The 14,711-nt window shown below is 49.6% G+C and carries 17 protein-coding genes and 1 other annotated feature; of the genes, 1 reads left to right on the top strand and 16 read right to left on the bottom strand.

Annotated features, from left to right (window positions below; translation table 11 throughout):
• Nucleotides 1-42 precede the first annotated feature (42 nt).
• From selO to thrS, 14 genes are all read right to left on the bottom strand, one after another.
• On the bottom strand, nt 43-1,479 hold the full coding sequence (gene selO, locus D9742_RS12560; RefSeq protein ID WP_130237102.1) for a protein adenylyltransferase SelO: 1,437 nt from the start codon (nt 1,477-1,479) through the stop codon (nt 43-45).
• Nucleotides 1,480-1,541: 62 nt separating this feature from the next.
• Nucleotides 1,542-2,255, bottom strand: coding sequence for an EAL domain-containing protein (locus D9742_RS12555; protein ID WP_130237101.1), 714 nt, complete (start codon nt 2,253-2,255; stop codon nt 1,542-1,544).
• A gap of 246 nt (nt 2,256-2,501) precedes the next feature.
• Nucleotides 2,502-2,966 carry an NlpC/P60 family protein gene (locus D9742_RS12550; protein WP_130208276.1) on the bottom strand — a complete coding sequence of 155 codons (465 nt, stop codon included), beginning with the start codon at nt 2,964-2,966 and terminating at the stop codon, nt 2,502-2,504.
• A 77-nt stretch (nt 2,967-3,043) separates the two neighbouring features.
• Nucleotides 3,044-3,793, bottom strand: coding sequence for a vitamin B12 ABC transporter ATP-binding protein BtuD (gene btuD, locus D9742_RS12545; RefSeq protein WP_130237100.1), 750 nt, complete (start codon nt 3,791-3,793; stop codon nt 3,044-3,046).
• A complete protein-coding gene (gene btuE, locus D9742_RS12540; protein WP_130208280.1) occupies nt 3,793-4,344 on the bottom strand; it encodes a bifunctional thioredoxin/glutathione peroxidase in 552 nt (183 codons plus the stop codon). Before btuE ends, btuD begins: the two co-directional genes overlap by 1 nt.
• Nucleotides 4,345-4,406: 62 nt before the next feature.
• Nucleotides 4,407-5,387 carry a vitamin B12 ABC transporter permease BtuC gene (gene btuC / locus D9742_RS12535; RefSeq protein ID WP_130237099.1) on the bottom strand — a complete coding sequence of 327 codons (981 nt, stop codon included), beginning with the start codon at nt 5,385-5,387 and terminating at the stop codon, nt 4,407-4,409.
• A 100-nt stretch (nt 5,388-5,487) separates the two neighbouring features.
• Nucleotides 5,488-5,787: an integration host factor subunit alpha gene (gene ihfA / locus D9742_RS12530; RefSeq protein ID WP_002440155.1), complete on the bottom strand. Its 300-nt coding sequence runs from the start codon at nt 5,785-5,787 to the stop codon at nt 5,488-5,490.
• A gap of 4 nt (nt 5,788-5,791) precedes the next feature.
• Entirely contained in the window at nt 5,792-8,179 is a 2,388-nt protein-coding gene (gene pheT, locus D9742_RS12525) for a phenylalanine--tRNA ligase subunit beta (RefSeq protein WP_130237098.1), read from the bottom strand.
• 14 nt (nt 8,180-8,193) lie between these two features.
• Nucleotides 8,194-9,177 (bottom strand): phenylalanine--tRNA ligase subunit alpha, encoded by a 984-nt coding sequence (pheS, locus tag D9742_RS12520; RefSeq protein ID WP_000018588.1) that lies wholly within the window; start codon nt 9,175-9,177, stop codon nt 8,194-8,196.
• A gap of 209 nt (nt 9,178-9,386) precedes the next feature.
• Nucleotides 9,387-9,511, bottom strand: a sequence feature (Phe leader region).
• On the bottom strand, nt 9,461-9,505 hold the full coding sequence (pheM, locus tag D9742_RS23170; protein WP_001386830.1) for a pheST operon leader peptide PheM: 45 nt from the start codon (nt 9,503-9,505) through the stop codon (nt 9,461-9,463). (Overlaps the previous feature by 45 nt.)
• 116 nt (nt 9,512-9,627) lie before the next feature.
• Nucleotides 9,628-9,984 carry a 50S ribosomal protein L20 gene (gene rplT / locus D9742_RS12510; protein ID WP_000124850.1) on the bottom strand — a complete coding sequence of 119 codons (357 nt, stop codon included), beginning with the start codon at nt 9,982-9,984 and terminating at the stop codon, nt 9,628-9,630.
• Between the two features lie 53 nt (nt 9,985-10,037).
• The gene (gene rpmI / locus D9742_RS12505) at nt 10,038-10,235 is read right to left on the bottom strand and encodes a 50S ribosomal protein L35 (RefSeq protein ID WP_001124225.1); all 198 of its coding nucleotides are present in this window, start codon (nt 10,233-10,235) and stop codon (nt 10,038-10,040) included.
• Nucleotides 10,236-10,332: 97 nt separating this feature from the next.
• Nucleotides 10,333-10,875, bottom strand: coding sequence for a translation initiation factor IF-3 (gene infC / locus D9742_RS12500; RefSeq protein WP_001700733.1), 543 nt, complete (start codon nt 10,873-10,875; stop codon nt 10,333-10,335).
• A gap of 3 nt (nt 10,876-10,878) precedes the next feature.
• Entirely contained in the window at nt 10,879-12,807 is a 1,929-nt protein-coding gene (gene thrS, locus D9742_RS12495; RefSeq protein ID WP_130208286.1) for a threonine--tRNA ligase, read from the bottom strand.
• 588 nt (nt 12,808-13,395) lie between these two features.
• Here thrS and D9742_RS12485 point away from each other — a divergent pair.
• Entirely contained in the window at nt 13,396-13,578 is a 183-nt protein-coding gene (locus tag D9742_RS12485; RefSeq protein ID WP_130237096.1) for a hypothetical protein, read from the top strand.
• A 262-nt stretch (nt 13,579-13,840) separates the two neighbouring features.
• Here the strand turns inward: D9742_RS12485 and D9742_RS12480 are convergent, their stop codons facing one another.
• Together D9742_RS12480 and D9742_RS12475 are read right to left on the bottom strand one after the other, a co-directional pair.
• A complete protein-coding gene (locus D9742_RS12480) occupies nt 13,841-14,161 on the bottom strand; it encodes a hypothetical protein (RefSeq protein WP_130237095.1) in 321 nt (106 codons plus the stop codon).
• A gap of 1 nt (nt 14,162) precedes the next feature.
• Nucleotides 14,163-14,711 (bottom strand): tail fiber assembly protein (locus tag D9742_RS12475; protein WP_130237094.1); only part of this gene is annotated, 549 nt, incomplete at its 5' end.

Raw genomic sequence — 14,711 nt, 5'->3', positions numbered from 1 at the left:
GTCATTGCCCATTCTGCCAGGAATGGGCAACTTAACCACGTTTTAGCTTGAACAGCTCACTTCCAGCCGTTTTCCCCAGTCCGGCGGTCGGCTGACATAGTCATCACCCCTGTCGCTGAAAGGATTTCGCAACGCTTCATGCAGACGTTGTAATTCTGTCATATCGCCCTTTTCTGCCGCCTCAATGGCGCGTTGTGCCAGCCAGTTTCGCAATACCAGCGCAGGGTTAACACTCTGCATCAGTTGCTGACGTTCACTATCGGCAACTCCGTCTTGCTGCAAACGCGCCCGATAACGCGTAAACCAATCATCAAACGCCGCGCGGTCAATAAACTCATCGCGCAGTGGTGAAGCCGCACTGTGCTGCTCGGTCAGACTCATCATGCGAAATGTGCGAGTATAATCGCTGCGCTCTTGCGCCATCAGACTGAACAATTCATTCAGTAACGCGTTATCCTCTTTTTGCTCCGTCATAAAGCCCAACTTCTGCCGCATACGTTTTCCATATTGCGTCAACAAAACCTGTTGATAGCTTTCCAGCGCCTCGTTTAACGCGTCGACTGTGATAAACGGCGACAATGTCTGCGCCAGACGCTGTAAATTCCACAACGCAACGGCAGGTTGATTATCAAAGCTGTAACGTCCCTGGTGATCAGAGTGATTACAAATAAAGCCCGGTTCATAATCATCGAGGAAAGCAAATGGACCATAATCCAGCGTCAGCCCGAGAATCGACATGTTATCTGTGTTCATCACCCCATGAGCAAAACCGACCGTCTGCCAGCTGGCGATTAACGAAGCCGTACGTGCGACGATATCGGTAAACCAGAGGCGGTATTTATCCTCTTCATCCTGAAGATGCGGCCAGTAATAGCGAATGGCGAAGTCAGCCAGCTGGCGAACTTTTTCCGGTTCCCGACGATAGTAAAAGTGTTCAAAGTGGCCAAATCGCAAATGACTCTGCGCTACGCGCATCAGCATCGCGCCTGATTCGACCGTCTCCCGGTAAACCGGCGTATCGCTGGTAACTATGCTCAAGGCGCGCGTCGTCGGAATGCCCAGATGATGCATTGCCTCACTGGCAAGACTTTCGCGAATCGTTGAACGTAAAACTGCACGTCCATCTCCCATCCGCGAATAAGGCGTCAGCCCCGCACCTTTCAGATGCCAGTCCATGGTGGTGCCGTCGGCAAGCTGTTGCTCGCCGAGTAAAATGCCGCGCCCGTCGCCAAGCTGCCCCGCCCAGACACCAAACTGGTGCCCACTGTAGACCTGGGCCAGTGGCGACATGCCTGGCAGTAAAGTTTCGCCGCCCCAGACACCCGCGCCTCTTTCAAACAGCGACGATGGAACACCCAGCGTATTAGCCAGTTCGGCGTTATACCAAATCAACCGGGCATTATTTAAAGGCGTAGGGAAAAGTGATGTATAAGTTGCCGGCAATTCATCACGCCAGCGGGTAATAAAAGACAGGGTCATAGATCCTCCTGTTTGATAGTGTAGACGGTTACTCTCGTCTTAAACACCAGCAAACAAGAGGGTTATCGCTGAACCAGCGTTGTTATCTGGCTTACGGGAACTGCGGGCCACAAGCATCCCTGAAAAGAATGGAAACCAAACGGCGCCATCTTTGCCAACATCTCCGGTGTATTAATACCAGCGGCAATAATACAATTGCAACAAGGTGAAATTTGCGCATGGAGAGCACGAATAAAAGGAGCGAAAGATTTATGGACTATTTGTTGCTGAATAAAACCTTTATCCAGCATAACGCGAGTAAAAAGCCCATCAAAAACGGCCTTCATTGTACTGTTGCCCGCGCCCAAATTTCCCAAAACCAGAGGGAAAATTTGCGATAAGTGCAAAAGTTCGCAATTATCTTTTCCCTCATTAAGATGCGGATAATTTTCATTAATCATCAATTCAACAAAGGGAACTCTTAATAGTTTGCTTGCGTAATTATCCCCATCTAATAATAACTTTGCTACTTGTGGCGTTAAATTAATCCAGGCAAAGAGTTTGTGTTGAATAAAAAAATGTTGGCATGATTTTAGTAATTCCAACTTTTCAGCAAATAATTGCCAATGCTGCTCCTCTGAAAGTTGTGCAATAACTCGTGTCGTCGGGATGCGAACAGTACCGTCGTCACTGGAGAAATGGGTTATTAACTCAACCCCAACAAGATTTTGTTGGCTGTCTCTTATCGGCAGAAAATAGTAATCAGAATGATAAAGATTCTCCAGTAAGACCTTCATGGTAACAGCCCCTCTCTACGGATTTTTTTCAACATCCAGATAAAAAGCTTGAGGCCATAAGTCATAACAAATACAGAAGGAATAACTTTCATTTGTTCCATGTTAACCACTTTTTCAGGGGTCCTTTTTTTAGATTATCCTGAGTATAAACGAATATTCCATTTGCGGTATTTTTGTCTGCAAAATACTACTGTATTCAGGAGTTAACAGACGGTGCGGTATCATCACCGTCCATTTATTGAGATACTAGATTCGTCTCGCCTGCCAGAAATTTTTCTGCCAGTAGACATTATCGAGGGAAGAACGCATCACCCCCTTGCTGGTAGAGGCGTGAATGAATTGATTGTTGGTATCGTAAATACCCACATGTAAACCATTTTGCCCGGAACCTGTTTTGAAAAAGACCAGATCGCCTGGCAGCAATTCTTCTTTATCAATTTGGGTACCGATAGCGGCCTGTTGTTTTGTTTCGCGTGGTAATTGCAAGTCGAAACGGTCGCGCATCGTCACAACCACGAACCCCGAACAGTCCACACCACGTCGAGTCATACCGCCATAACGGTACGGCGTACCATGCCAGCTCTGCAGTTGATCGTTCAAACCAGCAATGACAGTAATAGAGTCAGAAAGCCTGGCGTTTGGCGGCGGCGCTTTATGATGGCTACACCCAGCCAGAAACAGTGCTGTAATTAAAATTAGGCAGAAACGCATTCCGTACGAATCCTCTGTTTTTTATTCTTGCATTAATTTAGCGTCGAAATTACCCGTTTTTCAAGATGCTAATGAAATCAGGTGGTCGAAATCAGCATTCGGTGACCTTCAATGTCCAGACGACGGAAGCTCATACCATAAGCCTGGGCCAGATTCGGCGGCGTTAGTACTTCATCTCTCCGCCCACTGGCAAGCAGTTTTCCTTGTTTAAGTAACCACGCCCGATGCGCGTGACGCAATGTGTGGTTAAGATCGTGACTGCTCATCACAATCGCCACGCCTTGCTGACAAAGCGCGCTCAAAATTTTATCTAACGCGCTTTGCTGGGCAACATCAAGGCTGTTCATGGGTTCATCAAGGAGAAGCAATTGACCTGCCGGATTCGCTTGCGGCGTGATTTGTAGCACCACAGCAGCAAGACGGACACGTTGCCATTCACCACCGGAAAGTTGATTGGTGCTACGGCCGAGTTTGTCATCAAGGGCCAACGCCCCTGCGACATCATTTAGCAGGTCAGTTCGCGTTTTATCGTGCTGATGCATGGTCAGGTAATGCCAGACCGGCATAGCAAACGGCGGCGTCTGCTGTTGTGCAAGATAGGCGCGATGCAGGGCGAGTTTTGTTGCGGGCCAGGTATCCAGTGGTTGACCAGCAAACTGAATGCTTCCTTGACCACTGGTCATCCCCGCCATTCGCGCCAGCAAGGTGCTCTTGCCCGCGCCGTTCGGCCCCACCAGATGCAGGATCTCCCCTGCCCGGATCTCGCCAGAAAGCGGCTCCAGGCGGGCTGATTCCGCTACATCCTGTAACTGCATCACAATAGACATTATTTTGCCAACGCCAGTTTAATGCTTTCCATTACGATAGGATCTTCCGGCGTCATATCCGGGGAAAAGCGCTGGATGACCTTTCCGTCTCTACCCACCAGAAACTTTTCAAAATTCCACAAAATATCATCAGGATACAGCGGTGCGCGGCCTTTACTGGCCATTCGCGCGTAGAAACCGCTCTCTTCCGGTGCCACCGCCGTGGGCGCTGCGGCAATCAATTTTTGATATAGCGGATGACGCCCTTCGCCATTGACCTCAATCTTACTGAACATTGGGAACGTCACGCCCCAGGTGGTGGTGCAATAAGTTTTAATTTCTTCATCACTACCAGGTTCTTGTTCAAGGAACTGGTTGCACGGAAATCCCAGCACGACAAAACCACGATCGGCCCAGGCTTTCTGGATATTCTCCAACTGTTCATATTGCGGCGTTAAGCCACACTTTGAAGCGACATTGACAATCAGCAGCACATTACCGGCATATTTCTCCAGCGTGGTCACTTCCCCGTCAATCGTCTTCACTACGGTGGTCAGAATGGGATCTTGCATCGTGTCTCCTGGATAAGGTCAGTAAAAATCTTAGCTTTTAATCATAGACCGTCTTTATGCGGCTAACGTCCTGCTTTTAACAATAACCAGATAAACACCGGCGCGCCCAAGGTGGCGGTGACCACACCAATCGGTAACTCTGCGGAAGCCAGCGCCAGTCGAGCAACAATATCGGCAAGCAGCAACGCAGTAGCACCTGCCAGCGCGCAGCCGGGAAGTAATACCCGGTGATCGGTTAATCCGCACAGCCGCAGAATATGTGGGATAACCAGGCCAATAAACCCAATAGCGCCAGCCAACGCCACGCTGACACCGACCATCCAACCGGTAGCCGCCACCAGCACATTGCGCCAGAACCACAGCGGTAACCCCAGTTGCCGCGCCGAAATTTCACCCAATGCTAACATATTCATGGCACTGGACTGGCAGCAAATCCACAACAACACCGGAATCAAGGCCACCATCAGCCAACTTTGCCGCCAGTCTACACCACCAAAGCCGCCCATCATCCAGTACATCAGTTGGCGTAAATCAACAGACGTGGAAAAGTAGATGGCCCACGTCATTAACGCGCTACAGATGATACCCAACGCAACACCAGCCAGCAGTAATCGGCTGGTTGAAAGATGACGGCGGGAAAAACGCAAGAGAATTAAGGTGATAATAAGCGCGCCAGCAATCGCACACAGCCCCAGAGCCCAGTTAGGTAACTGCCCTTGCCCGAGCAATACAGCGGCGATAAGCCCCACTCCAGCGCCGTTAGAGACACCAAGCAGCCCCGGCTCCGCAAGAGGGTTTTCAAATAGCGCCTGCATGACCGCGCCTGATAACGCCAGCGCCGCGCCAACCAGCAATACAGCCAGGGTACGTGGTAGGCGAATTTGCCAGACGAACAGTTCACCACGAGGAGTAAACCAGTCGGCGGGAGAAATCCATTGTTCACCAGCGCAAAGGCTTAAGAGAAGCGCCAGCAGCATCAAAACTGACAGGCATAATAACCAGCGAATATTCTGTCGCTGTTGTTGGCGGGCAAGTGTCAGCATGGTATCCGTTCTGCTGAAGTGTCATTCCGCTGATTTTACGGCGACTCTTCTACAGTGAAAAGAAAAAAGGCCGCAGAGCGGCCTTTTTAGTTAGATCAGATTACTCGTCTTTGGGTGTGGCGTTTTCGACCCGGCTTTTTAACTTCTGCCCAGGTCTGAAGGTCACCACGCGCCGTGCTGTAATGGGAATATCTTCGCCCGTTTTCGGGTTACGTCCCGGGCGTTGATTCTTATCACGCAGATCGAAGTTACCAAAACCAGAGAGTTTTACCTGCTCGCCGTTTTCCAGAGCGCGACGGATCTCTTCGAAAAACAGTTCAACCAGTTCTTTGGCATCCCGCTTGCTAAGCCCAAGCTTATCAAACAGATATTCTGACATTTCAGCTTTTGTAAGCGCCATAGGTTCAATCCCTCAATGATGCCTGGAATCGCTCTTTTAATGCCTCTACACATTTGGCGACGGTAGCGGCAATCTCCTCTTCTTCGAGTGTACGGCTGGTATCTTGCAGGATCAGGCTAATGGCGAGGCTTTTATACCCCTCCGCAACACCCTTACCGCGGTACACGTCAAATAAGTTTACGCCAACTACCTGATTTACGCCAACTTTCTTACATTCGGATAAAATATCCGCTGCGGGAACGTTTTCTGCAACCACAACCGCGATGTCACGACGGTTCGCCGGGAAGCGAGAAATCTCGCGCGCCTGAGGCACCACGCGGTCTGCGAGCTTGTTCCACTCCAGTTCAAACACCAGAGTGCGACCGTTAAGATCCAGTTTACGTTCCAGTTCAGGATGAACAACCCCAACAAAACCAATACGTTCCCCTTTCAGATAAATCGCTGCGGATTGCCCCGGATGCAGTGCCGGATTCGCTTCTGCACGGAATTCAACCTCAGCCAGTTTACCGGTCAGGTCGAGAACGGATTCAAGATCGCCTTTCAAATCATAGAAATCAACAGTCTCTTTTGCCAGGTTCCAGTGCTCTTCGTAACGATTACCGCAAATCACACCAGATAACATCAGGTCCTGACGAATGCCCAATGGCGCCTGGGTATCTGGCACGAAACGCAGACCGCTTTCAAAAATGCGCACACGGTTTTGCTGACGGTTCTGGTTGTACACTACAGTTGCCAGCAGACCTGTCCACAGAGAAAGACGCATTGCCGACATTTCAACGGAAATCGGGCTTGGCAGCAGTAAGGCTTCTACGCCCGGGTGGATCATCTGCTGCACTTTCGGATCAACGAAACTGTAGGTGATCACTTCTTGATAGCCTTTATCGTTAAGCAGCGTTTTCACACGCTTGAGCGACAAATCGGCTTCACGGTGAGTCCCCATAATCAGGCTCGCCTGTACCGGCTCATCCGGAATATTGTTATAGCCGTAGACACGCGCAACTTCTTCGACCAGATCCTCTTCAATTTCCATGTCGAAACGCCAGCTCGGCGCAACAGCCTGCCATTCGTCCTTGCCTTCGGTCACTTCGCAGCCGAGACGACGCAGAATGTCAGTCACCTGCGCATCAGCAATATGATGGCCGATCAGACGATCCAGTTTGCTACGACGTAAAGTGATGGTTGCACGCTTCGGCAGCGTTGCTTCGTTGGTGATATCAATTACCGGACCAGCCTCACCACCGCAGATGTCGATCAGCAGACGGGTCGCACGTTCCATCGCTTTGTGCTGCAATGCCGGATCAACGCCGCGCTCGTAGCGGTGAGACGCATCGGTATGCAGGCCATGACGACGAGCACGACCGGTGATAGAAAGCGGGCTGAAGAAAGCACACTCCAGCAGGACGTTTTGCGTTTCTTCATTCACGCCAGAGTGTTCACCACCGAAGATACCGCCCATCGCCAGCGCCTTGTTGTGGTCGGCAATGACCAGAGTGTCAGCATTCAGCTTCGCTTCAGTACCGTCGAGCAGTACCAGCGTTTCGCCCTCTTTCGCCATCCGCACTACAATGCCGCCTTCAATACGATCTTTGTCGAAAGCGTGCATCGGCTGACCCAGTTCGAGCAGCACATAGTTGGTTACGTCAACCACTGCATCGATAGAACGAATCCCGCAACGACGCAGTTTTTCTTTCATCCACAGCGGGGTTGGCGCTTTAACATTAATGCCTTTTACTACACGGCCAAGATAACGCGGGCAGGCTTCCGGCGCTTCTACCGCAATCGGCAGCGTGTCATCGATGGTTGCACCAACCGGGACAATTTCCGGTTCAACCAGCGGAAGCTGGTTCAGCACGGCAACATCACGCGCTACGCCGATAATGCCTAAGCAGTCTGCACGGTTTGGCGTCACACTGATTTCGATGGTGTTGTCATCAAGTTTCAGGTATTCACGGATGTCGGTGCCAATTGGCGCATCCGCAGGCAGTTCGATAATACCGTTATGATCGTCAGAAATACCCAGTTCAGAGAAGGAGCACAGCATCCCTTCGGACGGTTCACCGCGCAGTTTCGCCGCTTTAATTTTGAAATCGCCCGGCAGAACAGCACCAATAGTTGCAACCGCCACACGCAGGCCCTGACGGCAGTTTGGCGCGCCGCAGACGATGTCCAGCAGGCGATCGCCACCGACGTTGACTTTGGTCACTCGCAGTTTGTCGGCATTCGGATGCTGCGCACATTCAACCACTTCACCAACGACCACGCCGTGGAAGCTACCGGCAACCGGTTCTACACCGTCAACTTCCAGGCCCGCCATCGTGATTTGATTCGCCAGCGCATCGCTGTCAATCGCCGGGTTCACCCATTCGCGTAACCACAGTTCACTGAATTTCATAATCTATTCCTGCCTTATTTAAACTGTTTGAGGAAACGCAGATCGTTTTCGAAGAATGAACGCAGGTCGGTAACGCCATAACGCAACATGGTCAGACGCTCCATCCCCATTCCGAAGGCGAAACCGGAGTAAACTTCCGGATCGATGCCAACATTACGCAGCACGTTCGGATGCACCATCCCGCAGCCCAGTACTTCCAGCCATTTACCGTTTTTGCCCATGACGTCCACTTCCGCAGACGGCTCGGTGAACGGGAAGTAGGAAGGACGGAAGCGGATCTGCAAATCTTCTTCAAAGAAGTTACGCAGGAAATCGTGCAGCGTGCCTTTCAGATTGGTAAAGCTGATGTTGGTATCAACAATCAGACCTTCCATCTGATGGAACATCGGCGTGTGAGTCTGGTCGTAGTCGTTACGATAAACGCGGCCAGGCGCGATGATACGAATCGGCGGCTGCTGGGCTTTCATGGTGCGGATCTGTACGCCAGAGGTCTGGGTACGCAGCAGACGAGTAGCATCAAACCAGAAAGTGTCGTGATCAGCGCGCGCCGGGTGGTGGCCAGGAATATTCAGAGCATCGAAGTTATGATAATCATCTTCGATTTCAGGCCCGGTTGCCACGGTAAAGCCAAGCTCACCGAAGAAACTTTCGATACGGTCGATAGTGCGGGTAACCGGATGCAGGCCACCGTTTTCGATACGACGACCAGGCAGGGAAACATCGATAGTTTCCGCAGCCAGACGCGCATTCAGCGCCGCGCTTTCCAGTTCAGCTTTGCGCGCATTCAGCGCCTGCTGAACTTGCTCTTTCGCTTCGTTGATAACCGCACCAGCTGCAGGACGTTCTTCTGGCGGCAGCTCACGCAGGGTCGTCATCTGAAGGGTTAAGTGCCCTTTTTTACCCAAATATTCGACGCGCACATTGTCTAACGCGGCAACATCTGACGCCTGGCTAATGGCCGCCTTCGCACTGGCAACCAGTTCTGCGAGATGTGACATGGTTTTCCTCATTGTGTCAGTGGTGACACTGGTTCGTTGGACTTAGAGCCTATCCCATCAGGCTATTTTACTTGCCATTTTGGTCCCGGGCAGTGCTCGAAATCCTCACGTATTTAAGTACGCTCCGGTTTCTCCGCGCTGGCCGTGTCCAGACTGGCTGCGACAATTACGCCTGATGAGACAGGCTTTTTATTTTTCAAAACGCGCATACAAAAAAAGCCTCCACTGGGAGGCTTTCAGGCGCTGTTTTCCGTTTCTCTTCTCACGCGCTAGCCTCCTGGAGTCAGGTGCTAAAGTAAAAAAAGAAGCGGAAAATAGCAGCATTCATTGCTTGCGTTACCTTTTGGTACTTTTCAAAAGACCTTTATTGAAAAGGCTACAGCGATAAAAGTCAATGTTCTGATGGTGTTGAAACGAAAAGAGGGAGACTAGCTCCCTCTTTCAACTGGCTTATGCCAGAGCTGCTTTCGCTTTTTCAACCAGAGCGGTGAACGCTACTTTGTCGAATACTGCGATATCAGCCAGGATCTTACGGTCGATTTCAACAGAGGCTTTTTTCAGGCCATTGATGAATTTGCTGTAAGAAATACCGTTCTGACGTGCTGCTGCGTTGATACGCGCAATCCACAGTTGACGGAACTGACGCTTACGTTGACGACGGTCACGGTAAGCATACTGACCAGCTTTGATAACAGCCTGGAAGGCAACGCGGTATACGCGAGAACGCGCACCGTAGTAGCCTTTAGCTTGTTTCAAAATTTTCTTGTGACGTGCGCGTGCAATAACACCACGTTTTACGCGAGCCATATGTGCTCTCCTGTATCTATATTCTAATTAAAAAGTTAAAAAACGTTAACGGCTTATGCGTACGGCAGGCACGCGATTACCAGGCCCAGATCGCCTTTGGAAACCATGGCTTTCGGACGCAGGTGACGTTTACGTTTGGTCGCTTTTTTGGTCAGAATGTGACGCAGGTTAGCGTGCTTGTGCTTAAAACCACCTTTACCGGTTTTTTTGAAGCGCTTAGCAGCACCGCGTACGGTCTTAATTTTTGGCATTTTAATAACTTCCACTTCGCATTGTTAATAAACAGAAACAAAGGCGAACAAAGCCTGCGAAGCCCGAAGGCTCCACAGACAGTGCTACTTGAAGGCCTTACTGTTTCTTCTTAGGAGCGAGCACCATGATCATCTGGCGGCCTTCGATCTTCGTTGGGAAGGATTCGACCACTGCCAGTTCTTGCAAATCGTCTTTCACGCGATTAAGCACTTCCATACCGATTTGCTGGTGCGCCATCTCACGACCGCGGAAACGCAGCGTGATTTTGGCTTTATCACCCTCTTCGAGAAAGCGAATCAGGCTGCGGAGTTTTACCTGATAGTCGCCTTCATCTGTACCAGGACGGAATTTAATTTCCTTAACCTGGATAACTTTTTGCTTTTTCTTCTGTTCCTTAGAAGACTTGCTCTTTTCATAGAGGAATTTGCCGTAATCCATTATACGACAAACCGGCGGCTCGGCGTTAGGGCTGATCTCGACTAAGTCTACTCCGGCTTCTTCAGCTTTCTCCAGAGCTTCTCTCAGACTCACAATACCAAGCTGCTCGCCTTCCAAACCTGTTAAGCGAACTTCCTGGGCGCGAATTTCGCCATTGATACGGTTAGGACGCGCCGTTTGAACTCGTTTTCCGCCTTTAATACCTTATTCCTCCAATTGTTTAAGACTGCGGCTGCGAATCTCTTGTTGCAGCTTCTCGATCACTTCATTTACGTCCATGCTTCCCAGGTCTTTACCACGGCGGGTGCGAACGGCAACTTTGCCAGATTCCACCTCTTTATCACCACAGACCAGCATATATGGGACGCGACGCAAAGTGTGCTCGCGGATTTTAAAGCCAATCTTCTCATTTCTCAAGTCTGCTTTAACACGAATACCCGCATTTGATAGTTTTTGCGTCAATTCGTTAACGTATTCAGACTGTGAATCCGTAATGTTCATGATAACAACCTGAACCGGCGCAAGCCAGGTCGGGAAGAAACCAGCGAACTCTTCGGTCAGGATACCGATGAAACGTTCCATCGACCCCAGAATTGCACGGTGAATCATTACCGGAACCTTACGCTCGTTGTCTTCGCCTACATAGGAGGCGCTCAGACGAGACGGTAAGGAGAAGTCCAGCTGTACTGTACCGCACTGCCATGCACGATCGAGGCAGTCATACAGGGTAAATTCAATTTTCGGACCGTAGAACGCGCCTTCACCCAGTTGATACTCAAACGGGATGTTGTTTTCTTCTAACGCAACTGCCAGGTCCGCCTCAGCACGATCCCACATTTCGTCACTGCCAATACGTTTTTCAGGACGAGTGGAAAGTTTGACCACGATCTTCTCGAAGCCAAAAGTGCTGTACATATCATAGACTAAACGGATACATCCGTTAACTTCATCGCGAATTTGTTCTTCAGTACAGAAGATATGTGCGTCATCCTGGGTAAAACCACGCACACGCATCAGGCCATGCAGAGAACCAGACGGCTCATTGCGATGGCAGCTGCCGAACTCGGCCATACGCAGCGGCAGATCGCGATACGACTTCAGCCCCTGGTTAAAGATTTGTACGTGGCCCGGACAGTTCATCGGCTTAATGCAGTATTCACGGTTCTCAGAAGAGGTGGTGAACATTGCATCTTTATAGTTTTCCCAGTGACCGGTTTTTTCCCACAGGACGCGGTCCATCATGAACGGACCTTTAACTTCCTGATACTGGTACTCTTTCAGTTTAGAACGAACGAACACTTCCAGTTCACGGAAGATGGTCCAGCCGTCATTGTGCCAAAACACCATACCCGGCGCTTCTTCCTGCATATGGTACAGGTCGAGCTGTTTACCGATTTTACGGTGGTCGCGTTTAGCGGCTTCTTCCAGACGCTGCAAGTACGCGTTAAGAGCTTTTTTATCTGCCCACGCAGTACCATAAATACGTTGCAACATTTTATTGTTGCTGTCGCCGCGCCAGTAGGCCCCTGCCGTTTTCATCAGTTTGAAATGGTGGCAGAAACGCATATTCGGTACGTGCGGACCGCGGCACATATCGACATATTCTTCGTGGAAATAGAGGCCAGGCTGGTCATCATGGGCGATGTTTTCGTCCAGGATGGAGACTTTATAGCTCTCGCCGCGTTTAACGAAAGTTTCACGCGCTTCATGCCAGCTGACTTTCTTCTTAATGACGTCGTAGTTTTTCTCAGCAAGCTCATGCATCCGCTTCTCGAGTGCTTCGACATCTTCCTGGGTTAACGTGCGGTCAAGATCAACGTCGTAATAGAAACCGTTGTCAATAACCGGGCCGATTGCCATTTTGGTATGCGGCCAAAGTTGTTTAATTGCGTGCCCTAACAGGTGCGCGCAGGAGTGACGAATGATCTCCAGACCTTCTTCGTCTTTAGCGGTAATGATCGCCAGTTTAGCGTCGTTTTCAATCAAATCGCACGCATCTACCAGTTCGCCATTAACGCGCCCTGCGATACAGGCTTTCGCCAGACCTGGACCAATGTCCAGCGCAACATCCATGGGGCTTACAGCGTGGTCGTAATGGCGTTGGCTGCCATCAGGAAGAGTAATAACAGGCATGTTATATCCTTATTTGCAGTGGTGACCCACACGAAAGATCACATACAAAGAAAAAATTTGTTTGTTTACAGTAAGTTATGTAACCATCTAACCAACAATCGCTAAATTGGTACACAATCTGGTACACAAATGAAAAACTGACATTCTCAGTCCTTCACCCGGTAAAATGATGGTAACACTAAAAAAGTGGTGATTGCACCACTCTGTTTCAAATTGATTCACATTGTCTTGCAACAAAGGATGCGAACTACTAAGTGAGAGCAGTACAAAGCCCCACAAACCGATGCAACGCTTTGTGTGTCCCGCTTTTGTCTCTCTAACCAAATTATATTGGCTGAAGAATTTATATGGCACGTCGTGACTCGTGCCGTTGGGAGCGTGAAAAATCAGGGGCTGTGCTAATACAACCAATATGACTGTACGCGGCCCATTCCATCACAGGTTCAATTGAGAGAAGCGCTTAGTGCAATTTTTTTGGGAGGGAGTGGAAATCAATTCCCTTTCTATCTCGGAGGACTCATCGATGTACACCTTAATGGAATGCAGTATTTTTACTGCATATAATCACAACTCACATGGATAGTAAGAATGAGAGAGCTTGTTACAGATGTTCAATTGTTATATTTACTTGAAGAAGTGGAAAAACGCTTGGGACCAATTTCGCTGGAAATCATGCCTCATGAGCACCGCATTTTAGCAAGATGCTCCATGTCGTTTACCACTGAGAAAGGCTGGACTTTACTTCATATCCCAGAAAAGGAAACCAGCTAGGCAACTCTATGTCGTGAGCTTGTCCACCTGATTCTATTAATCGAAGGCTGGCCGGCATTCATTGTTGATTCACAACTACCGACCAGTGACTATTTAATACAGACAGCTTCTATGCTTACCAATTTAGTTTTACATATGAATGTCTGAAGAATAGTTGAAATAATAGGGTTCAATGAGATTCCAGACTACGCTCCTAAGCAGGAAGACTTGATTTTGCAAGTTCAAGAATCTCGTCTTCTGTTAGACGCTTTCCCGGCTGAAATTATTCCTTTGCGAGCAGCTTACTTAGTTCAAGGATTATTGTGTCCCTCAAGACCGGAGACACGAGTACGGCTTCGTAGTGCAGCCAGTCGCACGATGCCAAAAGCTCTTGAATTAGCTGATACCATAATTCAGGTTTTTGAGTAACGCTATCCACTTTCTCTGCAATCGAGCGCAGAGGTTCTGTCAGAGATTTGCGGGATATTAAAAATCCACCGCGGAATCCTGATAGCTTCATGGCCAGACAGGTGTGAGCAAAATTTTCGCGACCGTTTTCTGCCCTAACCCAACCTGCGAATGGAGCAAGATGTTCGTGCGACATATTACACCTCCGGGGTGACAGGCCAGTTAATATCCGGTGCGTTGAGGATGTCCACGGCTTCCAGCGCATCGAGATAATCCAGCCAGAGGTTGTACTGCTCTTTCTCTGTGTCTTTGAGTCGCCCCATTGCAGCCTTTCCGGGCCATTGCTTACTGTTGATGTATGTATTGGTTTGGTAAATGTGAGTCTGTTTTTCAGTTTCAGCAGCAGCAACTTCAGCGACATGTTGAGCCTCGCTATCCGTTACCCATTTTTCCCCGTCCCACACATCATGTGGCGTAGCGGGGGCTGACGTAGTAAAGCCTTCTTTAACTTCACCGATATAATCAACAGCGCTGAAAGTACCATCCATTGTTGAATAAACGATCTCATTACGGTGGTCAGTCAGCCATTTCCAGTTATTATCGCTAAATACAGCAACCTCGCCCACTACTTCATCACCTGGGGCAATATCGGTGGCGTTGCCAGGCATACTCACGCCGATATGGATATATTCATCTGACCAGCCGGTATACTCCCCCGTCACCGCATCATAATAAAAACAGCGAAC

Origin of the sequence: Escherichia sp. E1V33 (assembly GCF_004211955.1) — a bacterium.
Classification (GTDB): domain Bacteria; phylum Pseudomonadota; class Gammaproteobacteria; order Enterobacterales; family Enterobacteriaceae; genus Escherichia.
Note: the sequence above shows the minus strand (reverse complement) of the source record. Positions and strands in the feature narration are given on the sequence as shown.

Bases quoted from the DNA above. Each gene is read 5' to 3' on its own strand.
- pheT (WP_130237098.1), bottom strand. From the start codon at position 8,179: ATGAAATTCAGTGAACTGTGGTTACGCGAATGGGTGAACCCGGCGATT.
- rplT (WP_000124850.1), bottom strand. From the start codon at position 9,984: ATGGCTCGCGTAAAACGTGGTGTTATTGCACGCGCACGTCACAAGAAA.
- D9742_RS12555 (WP_130237101.1), bottom strand. From the start codon at position 2,255: ATGAAGGTCTTACTGGAGAATCTTTATCATTCTGATTACTATTTTCTG.
- btuC (WP_130237099.1), bottom strand. From the start codon at position 5,387: ATGCTGACACTTGCCCGCCAACAACAGCGACAGAATATTCGCTGGTTA.
- pheS (WP_000018588.1), bottom strand. From the start codon at position 9,177: ATGTCACATCTCGCAGAACTGGTTGCCAGTGCGAAGGCGGCCATTAGC.
- D9742_RS12485 (WP_130237096.1), top strand. From the start codon at position 13,396: ATGAGAGAGCTTGTTACAGATGTTCAATTGTTATATTTACTTGAAGAA.
- rpmI (WP_001124225.1), bottom strand. From the start codon at position 10,235: ATGCCAAAAATTAAGACCGTACGCGGTGCTGCTAAGCGCTTCAAAAAA.
- btuE (WP_130208280.1), bottom strand. From the start codon at position 4,344: ATGCAAGATCCCATTCTGACCACCGTAGTGAAGACGATTGACGGGGAA.
- selO (WP_130237102.1), bottom strand. From the start codon at position 1,479: ATGACCCTGTCTTTTATTACCCGCTGGCGTGATGAATTGCCGGCAACT.
- thrS (WP_130208286.1), bottom strand. From the start codon at position 12,807: ATGCCTGTTATTACTCTTCCTGATGGCAGCCAACGCCATTACGACCAC.
- ihfA (WP_002440155.1), bottom strand. From the start codon at position 5,787: ATGGCGCTTACAAAAGCTGAAATGTCAGAATATCTGTTTGATAAGCTT.
- D9742_RS12550 (WP_130208276.1), bottom strand. From the start codon at position 2,966: ATGCGTTTCTGCCTAATTTTAATTACAGCACTGTTTCTGGCTGGGTGT.
- btuD (WP_130237100.1), bottom strand. From the start codon at position 3,793: ATGTCTATTGTGATGCAGTTACAGGATGTAGCGGAATCAGCCCGCCTG.
- D9742_RS12480 (WP_130237095.1), bottom strand. From the start codon at position 14,161: ATGTCGCACGAACATCTTGCTCCATTCGCAGGTTGGGTTAGGGCAGAA.